This window comes from Bariatricus sp. TF06-38A, from assembly GCF_027690675.1.
In the GTDB taxonomy this organism is placed as follows: Bacteria; Bacillota; Clostridia; order Lachnospirales; family Lachnospiraceae; genus Allocoprococcus; species Allocoprococcus comes.
This window is the reverse complement of sequence record NZ_JAQFCE010000008.1, coordinates 16,433-33,013: the sequence shown is the minus strand read 5'-3', so window position 1 is coordinate 33,013 and position 16,581 is coordinate 16,433. Positions and strand designations below refer to the sequence as shown.

17 protein-coding genes and 1 riboswitch are annotated in these 16,581 nt (G+C 43.4%); of the genes, 6 read left to right on the top strand and 11 right to left on the bottom strand.

Annotated features, from left to right (window positions below):
* Window positions 1-11: 11 nt before the first annotated feature.
* Complete coding sequence (locus PG418_RS08285) at window positions 12-191, bottom strand: helix-turn-helix domain-containing protein (RefSeq protein ID WP_021869173.1); 180 nt, start codon at window positions 189-191, stop codon at window positions 12-14.
* A 217-nt stretch (window positions 192-408) separates the two neighbouring features.
* On the opposite strand from PG418_RS08285, the gene PG418_RS08280 reads away from it, so the two are divergent.
* The gene (locus tag PG418_RS08280; RefSeq protein WP_021869172.1) at window positions 409-969 is read left to right on the top strand and encodes a helix-turn-helix domain-containing protein; all 561 of its coding nucleotides are present in this window, start codon (window positions 409-411) and stop codon (window positions 967-969) included.
* Window positions 970-1,147: 178 nt separating this feature from the next.
* Here PG418_RS08280 and guaA read toward each other — a convergent pair whose 3' ends face one another.
* The 4 genes from guaA to PG418_RS08260 all read right to left on the bottom strand — a co-directional run bounded on the left by guaA (window position 1,148) and on the right by PG418_RS08260 (window position 4,864).
* Window positions 1,148-2,695, bottom strand: a complete 1,548-nt coding sequence (gene guaA, locus PG418_RS08275) for a glutamine-hydrolyzing GMP synthase (protein ID WP_008374035.1) — start codon at window positions 2,693-2,695, stop codon at window positions 1,148-1,150.
* Between the two features lie 200 nt (window positions 2,696-2,895).
* A complete protein-coding gene (locus PG418_RS08270; protein WP_498837283.1) occupies window positions 2,896-4,260 on the bottom strand; it encodes an MATE family efflux transporter in 1,365 nt (454 codons plus the stop codon).
* Window positions 4,261-4,360: 100 nt separating this feature from the next.
* Entirely contained in the window at window positions 4,361-4,615 is a 255-nt protein-coding gene (gene spoIIID, locus PG418_RS08265; RefSeq protein WP_055155744.1) for a sporulation transcriptional regulator SpoIIID, read from the bottom strand.
* Window positions 4,616-4,678: 63 nt separating this feature from the next.
* Window positions 4,679-4,864 (bottom strand): hypothetical protein, encoded by a 186-nt coding sequence (locus tag PG418_RS08260; RefSeq protein WP_055297325.1) that lies wholly within the window; start codon window positions 4,862-4,864, stop codon window positions 4,679-4,681.
* Between the two features lie 235 nt (window positions 4,865-5,099).
* Between PG418_RS08260 and PG418_RS08255 the strand changes: the two genes are divergently transcribed.
* Entirely contained in the window at window positions 5,100-6,470 is a 1,371-nt protein-coding gene (locus tag PG418_RS08255; protein WP_055155742.1) for an MATE family efflux transporter, read from the top strand.
* 641 nt (window positions 6,471-7,111) lie between these two features.
* The gene (locus tag PG418_RS08250) at window positions 7,112-8,200 is read left to right on the top strand and encodes a DUF3810 domain-containing protein (protein ID WP_498837282.1); all 1,089 of its coding nucleotides are present in this window, start codon (window positions 7,112-7,114) and stop codon (window positions 8,198-8,200) included.
* A 16-nt stretch (window positions 8,201-8,216) separates the two neighbouring features.
* Here the strand turns inward: PG418_RS08250 and PG418_RS08245 are convergent, their stop codons facing one another.
* From PG418_RS08245 to PG418_RS08220, 6 genes are all read right to left on the bottom strand, one after another.
* On the bottom strand, window positions 8,217-9,116 hold the full coding sequence (locus PG418_RS08245; protein ID WP_498837300.1) for a LysR family transcriptional regulator: 900 nt from the start codon (window positions 9,114-9,116) through the stop codon (window positions 8,217-8,219).
* A 47-nt stretch (window positions 9,117-9,163) separates the two neighbouring features.
* Window positions 9,164-9,421: an HPr family phosphocarrier protein gene (locus PG418_RS08240; RefSeq protein WP_022220417.1), complete on the bottom strand. Its 258-nt coding sequence runs from the start codon at window positions 9,419-9,421 to the stop codon at window positions 9,164-9,166.
* Between the two features lie 155 nt (window positions 9,422-9,576).
* Complete coding sequence (locus PG418_RS08235) at window positions 9,577-10,965, bottom strand: citrate/2-methylcitrate synthase (protein ID WP_008374090.1); 1,389 nt, start codon at window positions 10,963-10,965, stop codon at window positions 9,577-9,579.
* A gap of 110 nt (window positions 10,966-11,075) precedes the next feature.
* A complete protein-coding gene (locus PG418_RS08230; RefSeq protein WP_055248162.1) occupies window positions 11,076-11,759 on the bottom strand; it encodes a TIGR00266 family protein in 684 nt (227 codons plus the stop codon).
* Window positions 11,749-12,633, bottom strand: coding sequence for a 16S rRNA (adenine(1518)-N(6)/adenine(1519)-N(6))-dimethyltransferase RsmA (gene rsmA / locus PG418_RS08225; protein ID WP_008374094.1), 885 nt, complete (start codon window positions 12,631-12,633; stop codon window positions 11,749-11,751). The genes PG418_RS08230 and rsmA overlap by 11 nt, the downstream gene beginning before the upstream one ends.
* Before the next feature lie 33 nt (window positions 12,634-12,666).
* Complete coding sequence (locus PG418_RS08220) at window positions 12,667-13,428, bottom strand: TatD family hydrolase (protein ID WP_055155738.1); 762 nt, start codon at window positions 13,426-13,428, stop codon at window positions 12,667-12,669.
* 206 nt (window positions 13,429-13,634) lie between these two features.
* Here PG418_RS08220 and PG418_RS08215 point away from each other — a divergent pair, with 206 nt between their 5' ends.
* From PG418_RS08215 to thiC, 3 genes are all read left to right on the top strand, one after another.
* On the top strand, window positions 13,635-13,925 hold the full coding sequence (locus PG418_RS08215; RefSeq protein ID WP_022220418.1) for a hypothetical protein: 291 nt from the start codon (window positions 13,635-13,637) through the stop codon (window positions 13,923-13,925).
* 174 nt (window positions 13,926-14,099) lie between these two features.
* A riboswitch (TPP riboswitch) is annotated at window positions 14,100-14,207 on the top strand.
* Between the two features lie 162 nt (window positions 14,208-14,369).
* On the top strand, window positions 14,370-14,876 hold the full coding sequence (thiW, locus tag PG418_RS08210; protein ID WP_008374099.1) for an energy coupling factor transporter S component ThiW: 507 nt from the start codon (window positions 14,370-14,372) through the stop codon (window positions 14,874-14,876).
* A gap of 296 nt (window positions 14,877-15,172) precedes the next feature.
* Window positions 15,173-16,483, top strand: a complete 1,311-nt coding sequence (gene thiC / locus PG418_RS08205; RefSeq protein ID WP_498837281.1) for a phosphomethylpyrimidine synthase ThiC — start codon at window positions 15,173-15,175, stop codon at window positions 16,481-16,483.
* Window positions 16,484-16,581 lie beyond the last annotated feature (98 nt).

Below are 16,581 nucleotides of genomic sequence, written 5' to 3'. Positions count from 1 at the left end.
CTCCTTTCCGCTTAATCGCTGTAACAAACCTTTTTATGAAAAAATGTAGCGTTCACACGACCAGCCACCGTCAGATAGCCCTGTTTCTGTAATTCTGCGTTTAGTTCCCGCACAATCTGGTAGGCTTTTGACTTTGACACCCGCAGTTCCGCTGCCACTTCCTCCACAGTCATAAATGATTTTTCTGCCATTCAGTTATCCTCTCCTTTCTTTATTTAACTGTTTTTGTTTAAGTTATATCCATGATACTAAATAAATTCCGTTAAGTCAAGTGGTTTGCAGAAAAATCTTAACTTTTTTTATTTAAGTTCCTCTTGCTATTCCTATTGCACAATGTTATACTAACTTCAACAGAAATGTTTAAGTCAAGAATGGTTGTATCACTATAACTACAACGGAGGTTTTATTATGGCAATCGGCAAACGAATCCGCTTTTTCCGTAATCGGAAAGGCATGACGCAAAAGCAGTTAGGCGAAATCCTCGGTTTTCTCGGAAAGACCTCTGATGTCCGTATGGCACAGTATGAATCAGAAGCCAGAACGCCGAAGCAAGACCTTGTAAAAGAAATGGCAAATATCTTTGATGTCAGCCCACGAGCAATCACAGTCCCGGAGATTGACAGCTATATCGGGCTTATGCACACACTTTTTGCGCTGGAAGATATGTATGGACTGAAAATCGGAGAGATTGACGGGGAAGTGTGTCTGCGGTTGGACAAGTCCGACTGTTCCACCTATTCCTCCATGTTCAAAATGTTCCACGCATGGCAGGAACAATCTGCCAAGCTGGAACGGGGCGAGATTAGCAGAGAAGAATACGACCAGTGGCGATACAAGTACCCAGAACTTGACACCTCTGGACATTGGGGGAGTGTTCCCTCGCAGGCGGTCAGTGATATGCTTGCCAAAGAATTTCAGGAAATCGAGAAAGAAGAAAAGAAAGCGTCTAAAAAGAAAAAGCAGAAATAAGCATAAAAAGACCTTGCCGATGTTCAGTTTCCATATCTGAAAATCAGCAAGGTTTTTCTCTTATTGAAGTATTCTGTTATTCAGTGAGTGATACCCAAAATGTTGCCAAATCGTTGCCAAGACTTAAACAAATTTGCTTGCAATCAGCATAAATAAAGGCTTTTTCAAGTTCATTTCATCACTCAAACTCTATCGTTCCCGGCGGTTTACTCGTCAGATCATAGAATACTCTGTTAACCCCACGAACTTCATTGATAATTCTGCTCATTACTTTATCAAGTACTTCATACGGAATCTTCGCTGCCTCAGCAGTCATAAAATCTACCGTATTCACTGCACGAAGTGCAACTGCATAATCGTAAGTTCTCTCGTCACCCATAACACCAACACTTCTCATGTTGGTCAGGGCTGCAAAATATTGTCCGATGCTGCGGTCAAGTCCCGCGTTTGCAATCTCTTCTCTGTAAATTGCATCTGCATCCTGTACGATCCGTACTTTTTCAGCCGTTACTTCTCCGATGATACGGATTCCAAGTCCCGGTCCAGGGAATGGCTGACGGAATACAAGCTTCTCCGGAAGTCCAAGTTCAAGACCTGCCTTGCGGACTTCATCTTTGAAGAGATCACGAAGTGGTTCAATGATTTCTTTGAAATCAACATACTCCGGAAGTCCTCCTACGTTGTGATGAGACTTTATCACTGCTGATTCTCCGCCAAGTCCGCTTTCTACAACGTCCGGGTAAATCGTTCCCTGTGCAAGGAATTCTACTGCACCGATCTTCTTTGCTTCTTCTTCAAAAATACGGATAAATTCTTCTCCGATAATTTTACGCTTTGCTTCCGGTTCTGTAACTCCGGCAAGCTTGTTGTAGTATCTTTCCTGTGCATTGACACGGATAAAGTTCAGGTCAAACTGACCATTCGGTCCAAATACTGCCTCAACTTCATCGCCTTCATTCTTACGAAGAAGACCGTGATCTACAAATACGCAGGTAAGCTGTTTGCCGATTGCTCTGGAAAGCAGTCCTGCTGCCACAGAGGAATCAACTCCGCCTGAAAGCGCAAGAAGTACTCTTCCGTCCCCAACTTTTTCACGGATTTCCTGGATGGTATTTTCAACAAATGCATCCATCTTCCATTCGCCGACACATCCACAGACATTCTTTACAAAGTTGTTGATCATCTTGGTTCCTTCCGGTGTATGAAGCACTTCAGGATGGAACTGGATTGCATAAAGCTTTTCTGCTGCATTTTCTGCTGCTGCTACCGGACAGTCTGCTGTGTGTGCAGTAATCTCAAATCCCGGTGCCACCTGCGAAATATAATCAAAATGGCTCATCCAGCAGGTTGTTGTTGCAGATACATTTTCAAATACTTTGGAATCTTTCTTGTCGATGATGACTTCTGTCTTACCATATTCTCTGACGTCAGCTTTTTCAACTTTTCCGCCAAGTACGTGAGACATAAGCTGTGCACCATAACAAAGACCAAGTACCGGAATGCCAAGCTTAAAGAGTTCTTCAGAATAAGTCGGTGAATCCGGTTCATAACAGCTATTCGGTCCTCCTGTCAGGATAATTCCCTTCGGGTTCATTGCTTTAATCTTTTCGATATCAATCTTATAAGAATAAATTTCGCAATATACATTACATTCCCTGACACGTCTTGCGACAAGCTGGTTATACTGTCCACCAAAGTCAAGTACAATCACTAATTCGTTCTTCAAGGTTTTCCTCCTGTAAAATACGATCCTTTCAGACCGCTTTTTCTATTTATTGCTTTTATATTTTATTATAGTAGAGCTCTGGATGTTTTACAAGCATTTTCTATCGCCCGAACCAAAGTTTGAACTCTGGTTTGCAATTAAAACTCATATTCAGGCATCCTCTTTCTAACCATCTTACAAATGACAACTTTCTTCTGTATTTACACAATTGCCCCATGTTTCCACTTTCCATTAAAGTACCGGATAATAAAACAGATTGCACGTACTACCCAGTCGATCACCATTGCAACCCACACGCCAAATACTCCCAGTCCCATATATTTTCCTACCAGATAACTGAATCCGATCCGGAAAATCCACATCGACACAATCGATGTATACATACAGGCTTTTGCATCTCCTGCCGCACGATACGCTGCTGGAAGAGCAAATGAAAGCGGCCAGATAATCATTGCACTGATTCCATGGAAATGAATAATATTTGTTGCTGCCACAGCTGTCTGATCTGACAAATTGTATGCTTTCAAAATCAATGGAAGTGCAAGGAAAATAAGTGCTACCGTTCCCACCATTGCCACATAAATGATCGCAAGCAGTTTTTTCAGATAGTAATGTACCTGTTCATAGTCATTTGCGCCGACGCACTGGGAAATAACTGTCGTAATTGCCAGCGAGATCGCCATTCCAGGAAGAATCTGGAACAGCGCAATCGCATTGGAAACTGCATTTGCCGCAATTGCATAAGTACCGAAGGTTGAAACCAGACTCAGCACTAAAATTTTGCCCAGCTGAAACATACTGTTTTCCAGACCATTGGGAACCCCAATTGCAAGTATTTTCCGTATCATTCTTCCATCAAACCGGATTTTCAGTGTCCGCTCAATATGCAAGATACGTGTCTGATTGCAGAGCAACACTGTTATCACTATCGCGGCAACCATTCTGGAAATCAGGGTCGGTATTGCAACACCCGCCGTTCCGATCCGTAATCCGAACACAAGAATTGCATTTCCGGTTACATTGATCGCATTCATCAAAAGCGATACCCGCATGGATACCTGCGAATTCCCCATCGCACGGAAAATTGCTGCCCCACCATTATATAACGCGATAAATGGAATCGAAGCTGTTACAATTAGCAGATAAATATCTGCATGTCCTTTTACTTCCGCTGTAATGTGACCAAATACCTGATTCAGAATTATATCTTTTCCGAAGTAAACCAATATCATGATCGCAACCGCACTAAGACTCACAAACCATACCAGCTGGGTAGCCGCTTTACATGCTGATTTTTCATCTTTCCTGCCAATATACTGTCCGGCAACAACTGCTCCACCAGTCGCCAGTGCTGCAAAAATATTGATGATCAGAATCATAATATTGTCAACCAGCGACACGCCCGACACAGCTGCTTCTCCAACATTTGCAACCATAATAGAATCTGCCATCCCAACAAAAACTGCCAATAACTGCTCGATTACCAAAGGTCCGATCAGATTTGCCAGTTCCCGATTGGAAAACAGATAATGACTTCGATCCTGTTTTTGTTTCGTTTTCCCCATTCTTCTCTTTTCCTGTCCCTTCTCTTTTGTATATCCCCGTTTTCTCTATTATATACTGTAAAAATGTAATACACCATCTTTTTGCAAAGAAAAGAATTTTTTATGCGTGCTGATGCAGGTACTTTTCTCTGGTAGCAAGTCCGCCCCGGATGTGCCGTTCCGATTTGTTCAGATCCAGAACCTTTCGCGCCTCACCTGCAAGAGATGGGTTGATCTGGAGAAGACGTTCTGTTACATCTTTATGTATGGTACTCTTACTTACCCCAAACGCCACCGCCGTCTGCCTCACCGTCGCCTTATTTTCAATAATATAATAAGCAATCTCAACCGCTCTCTCCTCAATATAATCTTTCATAAAAACCCCTGCATAGTTTGTTTTTTTTACAATCTATGCAAAGGCGAAGGGATGTATGTCTGATTAAACTTCCTTCAAAAATATCTCATTCAATTTCTCCCAACTTACCTTTTTTTCTTCCCCTAATTTTCCCGCTTTCTCTCTCAATCCTGCTATTTCACTCTCCAGAATCCACTGACCTGCCAGTAATATTTTACCATGCTCTTTTTCTTCTATTTCATGAAGTTTTTGTACTATTATTTTTTCCATCAGCTTCCCCTGCTTTTCCTTTCTAGCATATAGCTGCACGCGGCGTGCAGTCAAAGGCTTTTATTTTGGAATTCTGGTTATCTTCTCCATCACTCCTTTAAAGGGCATGTTTATTTCGCAAATTCTCCAGATTGACTTTCCCCTCCTCATAAGTTATCCTTATCATAGTACGCCATGCTGACATATTTGCAGCATTGGTGAATTTTATTATTTTTACAGGTAAGGATTTGAGAAAATGAGTAAAACAAAAACAATCGACCTGACTTCCGGGCCGATTCTAAAGACGCTGGCAGAGCTGGCACTTCCGATCATGGCTTCCTCGCTGCTGGGGACAGCCTACAATATTACGGACATGGCATGGATCGGCATGCTGGGTTCCAAAGCCGTTGCCGGGGTAGGCGTTGGGGGAATGTACGTCTGGCTCTCACAAGGGCTCGTGGCACTTCCGCGAATGGGCGGACAGGTCAATGTCGCACAGGCCTGCGGACGCGGAGACTATGAACAGGCAAGGGGATATGCCGCTTCCGCTCTGCGACTTACATTTTTACTGGGAATTTTATTTGCTGCAGTATGTATCGTGTTTATTCATCCGCTGCTCGGCTTTTTTAACCTCGGAGATGCAGAAACTTATACCGCTGCGAAATTATATACACTGATCACCTGCGGACTGATTCTGTTTTCATTTTTAAATCTGACTCTGACCGGACTTTCTACTGCGCAGGGAGATTCCAAGACACCGCTTATGGCAAATCTTCTTGGACTGGTTGGTAATATGATCCTGGATCCGATTCTGATCCTCGGATTTGGACCATTTCCAAGGCTTGAGGTTGTTGGCGCTGCAGTTGCTACCGTGACCTCGCAGATACTGGTTCTGATCGTCATGCTGATTCGGATTATGCACTCTGATCTGGAACCAAATATTCTGCAAAACATGCATGTACTGTCGCGTTTCCCTGCAAAATACTACATCAGTATTTTTAAAATTGGATTTCCGACAGCAGTACAGAGCAGTATTTACTGCATGATTTCCATGATTCTCACACGAATGGTTTCTGCATTCGGGGCAGGTGCCATTGCCACACAGCGAGTCGGCGGACAGATTGAATCTGTTTCATGGAACACTGCTGACGGATTTGCTGCTGCGTTAAATGCTTTCGTTGGTCAAAACTACGGTGCAAAGAAACCAGACCGTATTCGGAAAGGATATAATATTTCATTTAAAATCCTCGCTGTCTGGGGACTCATTGTAACCGGTGCTTTCGTATTCCTGCCAGGACCGATTGCTTCCCTTTTCTTCCACGAAAAAGATGTTCTGGCGATTGCGATCAACTATCTGATCATCATCGGATTCAGCGAAACCTTTATGACCATTGAGCTTATGACCATCGGCGCACTTTCCGGTCTTGGTATGACAAAGCTTTGCAGTATCATCAGCATTGTCCTCACCAGTGCCAGAATCCCACTTGCCATGATCCTCACTCAAACCAGCCTCGGTCTGAATGGTGTATGGTGGGCACTTACAATTACCTCTATCACCAAAGGAATTGTTTTCTACTTCACCTTCCACCACACCAGCAGACACCTACCTGACGCTAATGACAATTAATTTAACTACCCACCTTTTTTATTTTTTCCTGTTTTGTTTATTTCTTCTTCATATTTTTTTGATTTTTTTTAGAGTTTGAACATATTTCTGTCACAAATTATCTGTATACTAATAATCAGATAGTTGATAAAACAACTATCTCCCCCTCATAAAGTAGAAGCAGTCAGAATTCTGATTGCTGCACTTTACTCTCATTCCTTTTAGATAACAATAAAAACACCAAGAACCTCTCCATTATGGAGAGGTTCTTGCGTTGTGGATTTTTTTTAATATTCTATAAACCTATCATTTTTATATTTTTAATCAGATTTTATAATTTCTTAACACTTTTGACACATTTTCATCGTATAGTAATAGATGGATAGTTGGGAAACAACTATCTCCCCCCTCATAAAGTGAGCGCAATCGGGCATGCCCGATTGCCACACTTTGATTTTTACAGAATATTATTCTGGGACGAAGGTTATCCTCCGTCCCATATTTTATTTGTAAATACAGTACCGTGTGCCCGGATATCTACCTGCACAGAACGTTAGTCAAGGCCATTCATCATCAAATGAACTCAAACCTTTTACGGCCTTGCACGAATGTCTCTCTGGTACATCATACTTTTTATCCTCAATTACCGGAAAGGATTTATTATGAAACGCCCTACTTTACATAAACTGATTTTTTCAATTCTTTTATTTGCCATAAGTTTCCTTGCTCTTTTCACCAGCCACAAAAGCTCTGCATTCGCGGACTGGTATTCTTCCACCATTTACCCGCTTTCCGTTTCGTCCATCGGACGCTTTTTTGGAATCTTCCAATTTTCTGTTTCTGAAATTGGATTGTATATTTTTGTCATTCTTCTGTTTCTTTCCTTGGTCCGGATGCTGATCAGCTCCATTTACAAAATGTATGCCAAAAAAAAGAACCCTGCCTGGCTCGGCTACGGTTCCTCACTCCTGCTTCTCTGCGGATGTCTGTTTACCATTTATACTTTTTTCTGCGGAATCAACTACGGACATACTTCATTTGCAGAAAAATATCACCTGGAATCCGGTCAGTATACTCAGGCTGAACTGACCTCTTTATGCAACGAACTGACTGATCAGTTAAATGCACTTTCTGACTCTTTAGACCGGGATTCTGACGGTCTTGCTGATATGGGTAAGGATCTGCAGGATCGTGCACGGGCTGCTATGTTCTCCCTCGGTGCTACCTACCCTGAACTTTCCGGATACTATCCACAGCCAAAAGGTCTTTTATTTCCGGCTTTTCTCTCGGTACAGAATCTTTCCGGGATCTATTCACCATTTACCATTGAGGCAAACTATAACTCCGCAATGGTTTCCTACAATCTTCCATTTACCATCTGTCACGAGCTTTCGCATCTGCGTGGATTTATGCAGGAGGAAGAAGCAAATTTTATCGGTTTTCTCGCCTGTGTAAATGCCGACGATACCGCCTTCAACTACAGCGGCTATCTTCTTGGCTGGATCTACGCAACCAATGAACTTTACGAAGCCGACTACGACACCTTTGAGGAAATCTACAACAGGCTTTCTGACAATGTAAAGGCAGATCTTTCGGCTAACAGCAGCTTCTGGAAGCGATATGACAGCAAGGTCGCCGAAGTATCTGGTCAGATCAATGACCACTATCTGAAAGCAAATGGCCAAAGTAACGGGATAAAAAGTTATGACCGGATGGTTGATCTGATGATCACCTGGTTCCGGTCAAAATAATTCTTTCTTATAAAGTTTACTCTTTCTCTCCAGCCCGAAACAGCATCTCTTTCAATACGTTTGCCGCCATGCTGTGAGGGCTGCTCTTATCTTCCACAAAACAGATTTCTCTTACCGGTGGTTCTTCCAATAGTGGAACCTGAATGACAATGCCCTGCTCAATCACTTCCTGTGCAAGCGGTTCCGGAATAAACCCGATTCCCAGATTCTGTCTTACCATCGGCAAAATCTGATCGATGGTTGCTGCTTCGGTATCTGCCGTCATTGCAATTCCATGCTCCAGAAAAAATCTGGTATAAAAATCATAAGTTGACGTGTTTTTCCCAAGGCAGATAAATGGATACTCCACCAGCTTTTTCAAACTTACCGGTTCTTTAAACATATCTTTGTACGCCGCATTCGCAACCAGAATTTCTTTAAATGAAAGAAGCGGAGTTGCCTTTAAAGGTTTTTTCACCTCTGCCGGTGTAGATGCTACCGCAAAATCTGAAAGTCCGTTCCGAACCGTCTGTATCGCCTGTGGTGCTGTATAACTCGAAATGCGAAGTCTGATTTTAGGATACTTTCTTCTAAACTCTCCCAGCACCGGAAGCAGAAGCAAATGCAATGCAATCTCACTTACCCCGATCGTTACGGTTCCCTGTTCCAGCTTCTTTTCATTTTCAAGCTCTAGCTCTGCTGCATGCAGATGATCGTATGCAATTGCAACATGTGAATAAAGCCGTTCTCCCTCCGGTGTAAGCTCTGCTCCCCGGTTAGACCGGATAAATAATCTGCATCCAAGCTGACTTTCCAGATTGTGGATTGCCCTCGTTACATTCGGCTGATTACTCATCAGGATTGTCGCCGCCTGTGAAAAACTTTTATACTTTGCCGCATAATAAAAAATACGGTAATAATCATAGGTAACTTCCATCTTCCTGCTCCTTGTTCCGTATATCTCCGGCATATCCAGTGCCGCCTTTAACTGAACGGAATCGTAACCGGTGTACAGTCAAATTTTTCAAAATAACTGTCGGCCAGATGTTCCTCTTCGCCTTCGATCAGAAGATGCATCTTCTCTCCCATTCTTATCGTCATCAGTCCCACGATCGATTTGGCATCGATCTCGAAACGTCCTGTCACATCCTTTACCGTAATATCTGCATTCATCTTCTGGCAAACATTACAAAAAGTCATCAATTGTCCTGTAGTCATAAAACGTATATTCTTCTGTACCATAATAGGTCAACCACCCTCCGCAAGTCTTTTTTTCCTGATGTCTAGTTTACACAATATCGTACAATTTGAGAAATATCTCTTTGAAATGTCTGATATGTCATTTGAGCATATCAGTTGTTTCTTTATTTTACATACTACATAGCAGTTTGTCAACACTATCGATCATTTAAATTTTTATATTCTCGATACTCTGCCAGTGGCATATATGCCGGACGAATAATCTTATCCACATTGATCAGCTCTTCCAGACGATGTGCACTCCATCCAACGATTCGCGCTGCGGCAAAGATCGGCGTATAAAGCTGCTCCGGAATTCCAAGCATATGGTAAACCAGTCCGCTGTAAAAATCGACATTTGCATTTACCCCTTTATACATCTTTCTTTTTTCGGCAATGATTTCCGGTGCCATATGTTCCACTTTCTCATAAAGTGCGTATTCTTTATCGTATCCTTTTTCATGTGCAAGCTGAGCCACAAATTTCTTGAAAATCTCAGCACGTGGATCAGATACTGAATAAATCGCATGACCCATTCCATAGATCAGACCTTTTTTATCAAACCTCTCCCTTGCAAGCAGACCTTCCAGATAGGCTCTTACCTCATCGTCATCTTCCCAGTCTTTGACCTCTTCTTTCATATCAGCAAACATCTGCGTCACTTTGATGTTCGCACCGCCGTGCTTCGGACCTTTTAACGATGCCATTGCAGCAGAAATTGTAGAATAGGTGTCTGTTCCGGACGAAGTGACAACGTGGGTAGTAAATGTAGAGTTATTTCCACCACCGTGATCCATATGCAGCACAAGTGCCATATCCAGAATCCTTGCTTCCAGCTCCGTATACTGTCGGTCTTCACGAAGCATCATCAGAATATTTTCCGCGGTGGACTTCTGCGGATCCGGTGCATAGATGTACATATCCTGACCCTGACGATAATTGTATGCATGATATCCGTAGACCATCAGCATCGGAAATTCACTGATCAGGTTCAGACACTGTCTGAGAACATTCGGGATTGAAGTATCATCAGCTTTTTCATCGTAAGAATACAGATTCAGAATCGCCCTTGAAATATTGTTCATCATATCATGGCTCGGTGCCTTCATAATAACATCGCGCACAAAATTCGGCGGAAGTGTCCTTCTCTCCGTCAGTGTCTCATGAAACCCATCCAGCTGTACAACCGTCGGAAGTTCACCAAAAAGAAGCAGATATGCAATTTCTTCATATCCAAAATGATCCGCATCCAGGAATCCACGAACCAGATCCTTGATGTTATAGCCTCGATAATACAAATTACCGGCACACGGAACTTCTTCGCCATTTACAATCTTTTTGGCACATACATCGGAAATGTTGGTAAGTCCCGCAAGGACTCCTTTTCCGTTTACATCACGGAGACCTCTTTTTACATCATGCTTTACAAAAAGTTCTTTGTCGATCCCGGTATTCGCTTCACATAATCCGGCAAGTTCCTTGATTTTCGGCGAAATATCAAACAGAATGCTATCCAGATCTTTCGCACTGTTCACTGAATTTGTCATACACCTACTCCTTTCTGTTAAAGACTCTGCAAATACTGCAGAAAGTATGAATGAAGGACGGAAACACGCACTTTTAGCATCGTCCCCCGTCCCTTCTTCTTATTTGTAAACTACTTACTACTTGTTGGAAAATATGGTCTCAATGAATCTGCCACACTGCTGATCGGCATTGTCTGAAGCCATACATGTCCCGGTCCTGTAATAACCGTATTAAATAATCCTTCTCCGCCAAAAACAATATTCTTAAGTCCCGGCACAGTCTGGATATCCATCTGGCATGTTACACTCATCGCTGCCAAATAACCGGAATCAATCACGATCTGCTGCCCCGGTTGTAATTCGTATTCTACCACATGTCCATCGAATTCTGCAAATACAATTCCATTTCCGGATACCTTCTGCAAGATAAATCCTTCTCCGCCAAATAGTCCTGAAGCCACTTTCTTGTGAAAATGAACAGATATATTTACTCCAGGTTCGCCAGCAAGGAATGCTTTTTTCTGAAAAATATATTCTTGCCCCGGTCCGATTTCAAATGCCTTGATCGAACCCGGAAAGCTGGATGCAAATGCGATCAGTCCATTCCCGCCCTGTGCGGTATAGATATTCTGGAACATCGCTTCTCCAGAGAACATTCTTCCAAATGCTTTTCCAAATCCTCCATTTGTCGAAGTCTCCATCTTCATATTCGGAGACATCCATGCCATGGATCCCCGCTCTGTGATCATCCGCTCGCCAGCTTCCAGATGGCAGATCACTACCGGAAGGGTATCACCCTTAATTTCATACCTCATGCTCCATTTCCTCCTTTATAATATTAGTCAGTCTGGCAAATTCTTCCAGATCCAGTGCTTCTCCCCGGACACTGCTTCCTTTTCCGAGTTTCTCTATCGCAGCAGTAATGACTTCCTTCGAAAGATTCAGCTCTCCTGAATTCTTAAGACCATTTGCCAAAGTCTTCCTCCTCTGATTAAAGGATGCCCGTATAAGGCGGAACATCAGCTTTTCATCCATAACCTCTACCGGAGGCTTCTGATGTCTTGTCAGGCGGATTACTGCTGAGCCGACTGCCGGACGCGGCATGAAACAGTTCGGGGGTACATTTGCAACAATATACGGCTCTGCATAATACTGTACAGCAAGTGAAAGTGCACCATAATCCTTTGTTCCCGGTCCTACCTGCATACGGTCAGCCACTTCTTTCTGTACCATAACCGTAATACTCTCAAGCGGCACATGGCTTTCAAATAAGCCCATGATGATCGGTGTCGTTATATAATATGGAAGATTCGCAACCACCTTGATCGGCCGTCCTCCGTTCTTCTCCTTTGCAAGTGCTGCAATATCCACCTTCAGGATATCTTCATTGATGATCGATACGTTGTCATATTCTTTCAGCGTGTCTTCAAGAATTGGAATCAGCGCACGGTCTATCTCAACTGCAGTTACTTCTCTTGCCGCACAGGCAAGGTACTGTGTCATCGTCCCGATTCCAGGGCCGATCTCCAACACGTAATCATCCTTTGTGATCTCGGCTGCACGAATGATCTTATCCAGCACATGCTCATCGATCAGAAAGTTCTGTCCAAATTTTTTCTGAAAATTAAAATTATATTTTTGCAGAATCTCAATGGTATTCTGCGGATTTCCAAGTGTAGGTGTTTTCATCTGTTATTCTCCTGATTATTCATTGCCTGCGTCTTAGATGCCGTACAGATCTCTCGCATTTTTCTCTGTCACAGCGATCACTTCTTCCGGACTCATCTCTTTTAACTCTGCAATTTTCTCAGCCACATACCGGATATAAGAAGACTGATTCCGTTTGCCACGGTACGGCTCCGGTGCCATATACGGGCAGTCTGTCTCCAGCACGATCTTCTCGATCGGGATCGCAGCTGCGACATCTTTTAATTTCTTTGCATTCTTAAATGTGACGACTCCACCGATTCCAATATAGAATCCCATCTTCACATATTCTTCAGCCATTTCACGTGAATAGGAATAGCAGTGAATAACTCCGTCAAGCCCCTGTGCATAATTTTTCATGATATACATGGTATCTGCGGCAGCTTCCCTGCTGTGGATAATTACTGGTTTCTTTACTTCTCCCGCGAGCTCCAGCTGGCGGATAAACCACTTCTGCTGTACCTCATGCGGTTCATTATCCCAATAATAATCCAGACCGATCTCTCCGACTGCAACCACTTTTTTGTTACAGCAGAGTTCTTTCATGTGCTGGATCTTATCTTCGTTAAGTTCTCCAACCTCATCCGGATGCACACCGATTGCAGCATAAACATGTGGATACTTTCCGGCAAGTGCCAAAACCTTCTCACAGGATTCATAAGTCGCACTTACATCCACGATTGTTCCGACTCCAAGATCCGGCATAGATTTTAAAAGCTCATCCCGGTCCCCGTCAAACTGTTCATCATCATAATGTGCATGTGTATCAAATATCATTTCCTTCGTCTCGCTTTCTTTTTACTGACTGCTCTAAGATGTTCTAAGTATACCACACATTCTTAGCCGCTGAATAGTCACTTTTTTTACTTGCTTATCCGGTTTCTTCTATGTATACTATAGATAGTGCAAATAGATCACATCTGCAAATGTATGGGGAATATATTTCTGAAGATTCTGATCAGATATTATAGGAGGATTTTAAAATGAAAGTATTTGACACTGTAAACAATGTCGAGCTGGAAGCCGACACAAAGAAACTTGTAGACATTATGGTAGACGGACGCCAGGTTGATGTATACCTGAAAGAAAAAAAGTCTGATGAAGACGGATACATGAGCTGGGATGTAGAGCATTGGTCAGCAATCGACAAAAAGCGTTTCATCCGCTGCTACTCTCTGGAAGGTCGTGTCCTCAGCGAGTCTACTGGTCACAACATCTATGACCTTTACAATGAATTCAAACCGGAAGATGCTTTAAAGGTAGAGCTCAGCTAATCTCTGCTGTATTCTACATAAGACGGTAATGAAATTCCGGACGGGCAGAATTTTCTGTCCGTCTTTTATTGTACAAAAATGTACTCTGATTCTGCACAATGTCTTTTCTGAGATACTTTTTCATTTCCTCTTGTCAAATCCGGCATACCGCGCTATAATTCTATTTGTACAAGTTCATATGTACCAGGGAGCTGGAGATTGCCGGCTGAGAGGGGATTTATTTATCCCGACCTGTAACCTGATTTGGATAATGCCAACGGAGGGAATGTATACCATGTATTTGATAGAGATGCCTCCGCATCTTTTATTTTTCACATGACATATCAGGAACACGAAGATGATGTGTTCAGTGATTACGGACAGCAGGAACTCCACTCAGGTGTGGAGTTCCTTTTTTGTGTATACAATGAGACAGGAAGTTCATTTTGAAAGGAGAACTCTACTATGAAACAAAATAATACAACAAAGAAACTCGCACTTGCCGGTGTTCTCACCGCGCTTGCAATCGTCGGAAGCTTTATCAGTGTACCGGTTGCCGGAAGCAAATGCGCTCCGGTACAGCATATGGTCAACATTCTTGCCGCCGTAACACTTGGTCCTGCATGGGGCGTCGGCATTGCATTCTGTGCAAGTTTACTCCGCAATCTGCTCGGCCTCGGAAGCCTTATGGCTTTCCCTGGAAGCATGGTCGGTGCTTTATGCTGTGGTCTTGTCTACAAAAAATGCCACATCTTAAGTCTTACCTGCCTTGCCGAAGCGATCGGAACCGGATTCCTTGGCGCACTTGCCGCTTATCCGGTTGCTTTGTATCTGATGGGAATTGCGCCGGCAGGACTTTTCGTTTATGTCGTTCCATTCCTTATTTCCACTGTCGCAGGAAGCATCCTTGCTTTCATCCTGATCACAGTTCTGGAAAAAGGCGGCGTTATGTCACAGATCAAAGAAGCATAATCATCATTCATTCTTACAGCACTCTGCTGTAAATGAAACCGCGTTACACCGGGGACACCACCTTGTATCGCGTAATAAAAGGCAGAGATTTTCAAATAAAATCCTGTTCATTGCCGGAAATTTTCCGACAAAGGCGTTAGCAATTCTATCATTCCGAACTGGAAGTGTACCCATCAGGCTGTGTCTGGTTTTTTTCGTGTACGCTGTCCGTGTTTTGCTGACGCCAGGCAGACTTTTACTTAAATTCTGCCGTTACTTTGTGAGATTCACACAAAAAGAATTGGAGGCAAAACAACATGAGAAATTACACAACCCAGATGGACGCTGCCAGAAAAGGAATTCTGACTCCGGAAATCGAAACCGTAGCAAAAAAGGAACATATGCCTGTTGAAAAGCTGATGCAGCTTGTCGCAGAAGGCAAGGTTGCCATCTGTGCCAACAAGAACCATACCTGCCTTGACCCGGAAGGTGTCGGAAGTATGCTCCGTACCAAGATCAATGTCAACTTAGGCGTTTCCCGCGACTGCAAAGATTATGATATTGAAATGCAGAAAGTTATGAGTGCCGTTAATCTCGGTGCAGAAGCAATTATGGATCTTTCCAGCCACGGTAATACCCAGCCATTCCGTCAGAAGCTGACACACGAGTGCCCGGCTATGATCGGAACTGTACCGGTCTATGACAGTGTCATTCATTATCAGAGAGATCTGGCAACTCTTACTGCACAGGATTTTATTGATGTTGTCCGTCTTCACGCAGAAGATGGCGTTGACTTTGTCACTCTTCACTGTGGAATCACAAGAAAAACCATCGAACAGATCAAAAAGCATAAACGTAAAATGAACATCGTAAGCCGTGGCGGAAGTCTTGTCTTTGCATGGATGTGCATGACCGGAGAAGAGAACCCATTCTATGAGCATTACGATGAAATCCTCGACATCTGCGAAGAATATGATGTTACCATTTCCCTTGGTGATGCCTGTCGTCCGGGATGTCTTGCTGACGCTACTGATGTGTGCCAGATTGAAGAACTCGTCCGCCTCGGAGAACTGACCAAGCGTGCATGGGATCACAATGTACAGGTTATGGTAGAAGGTCCTGGACATGTGCCGCTGGATCAGGTTGCTGCGAACATGAAAGTACAGCAGAGCATCTGCATGGGTGCACCGTTCTATGTACTTGGACCTCTGGTAACAGATATCGCTCCCGGATATGATCATATCACAGCCGCAATTGGTGGAGCAGTTGCAGCTATGAGCGGAGCCGCATTCCTGTGCTATGTCACACCGGCTGAACACCTTGCACTTCCAAACGTAGATGACACCAAGCAGGGAATCATTGCTTCCAAGATTGCTGCCCATGCAGCTGACATTGCAAAAGGAATCCCGCATGCGCGTGATATTGATGACAAGATGGCGGATGCCCGCCGCGTTCTCGACTGGGAAGCGCAGTATGCATGCGCCCTGGATCCGGAAACAGCAAAAGCCATCCGTGACAGCCGCAAACCGGAAGATGACCACAGCGATACCTGCAGTATGTGCGGAAAATTCTGCGCGGTCAGAAGTATGAATAAAGCACTCGCCGGGGAATATATTGATATTCTGTAAACTTAGAATTTTCCCGTGTAGAGTAGAAAATTCTATCACACTTTTGGTGTAAATGAGAAGAGAACTGTATTTTTCAGTTCTTTTCTTTTTGCCTAATT

Bases quoted from the DNA above. Each gene is read 5' to 3' on its own strand.
- PG418_RS08285 (WP_021869173.1), bottom strand. From the start codon at position 191: ATGGCAGAAAAATCATTTATGACTGTGGAGGAAGTGGCAGCGGAACTG.
- PG418_RS08280 (WP_021869172.1), top strand. From the start codon at position 409: ATGGCAATCGGCAAACGAATCCGCTTTTTCCGTAATCGGAAAGGCATG.
- PG418_RS08270 (WP_498837283.1), bottom strand. From the start codon at position 4,260: ATGGGGAAAACGAAACAAAAACAGGATCGAAGTCATTATCTGTTTTCC.
- spoIIID (WP_055155744.1), bottom strand. From the start codon at position 4,615: ATGAAAGATTATATTGAGGAGAGAGCGGTTGAGATTGCTTATTATATT.
- PG418_RS08260 (WP_055297325.1), bottom strand. From the start codon at position 4,864: ATGGAAAAAATAATAGTACAAAAACTTCATGAAATAGAAGAAAAAGAG.
- PG418_RS08255 (WP_055155742.1), top strand. From the start codon at position 5,100: ATGAGTAAAACAAAAACAATCGACCTGACTTCCGGGCCGATTCTAAAG.
- PG418_RS08250 (WP_498837282.1), top strand. From the start codon at position 7,112: ATGAAACGCCCTACTTTACATAAACTGATTTTTTCAATTCTTTTATTT.
- PG418_RS08245 (WP_498837300.1), bottom strand. From the start codon at position 9,116: ATGGAAGTTACCTATGATTATTACCGTATTTTTTATTATGCGGCAAAG.
- PG418_RS08240 (WP_022220417.1), bottom strand. From the start codon at position 9,421: ATGGTACAGAAGAATATACGTTTTATGACTACAGGACAATTGATGACT.
- PG418_RS08235 (WP_008374090.1), bottom strand. From the start codon at position 10,965: ATGACAAATTCAGTGAACAGTGCGAAAGATCTGGATAGCATTCTGTTT.
- PG418_RS08230 (WP_055248162.1), bottom strand. From the start codon at position 11,759: ATGAGGTATGAAATTAAGGGTGATACCCTTCCGGTAGTGATCTGCCAT.
- rsmA (WP_008374094.1), bottom strand. From the start codon at position 12,633: ATGAAAACACCTACACTTGGAAATCCGCAGAATACCATTGAGATTCTG.
- PG418_RS08220 (WP_055155738.1), bottom strand. From the start codon at position 13,428: ATGATATTTGATACACATGCACATTATGATGATGAACAGTTTGACGGG.
- PG418_RS08215 (WP_022220418.1), top strand. From the start codon at position 13,635: ATGAAAGTATTTGACACTGTAAACAATGTCGAGCTGGAAGCCGACACA.
- thiW (WP_008374099.1), top strand. From the start codon at position 14,370: ATGAAACAAAATAATACAACAAAGAAACTCGCACTTGCCGGTGTTCTC.
- thiC (WP_498837281.1), top strand. From the start codon at position 15,173: ATGAGAAATTACACAACCCAGATGGACGCTGCCAGAAAAGGAATTCTG.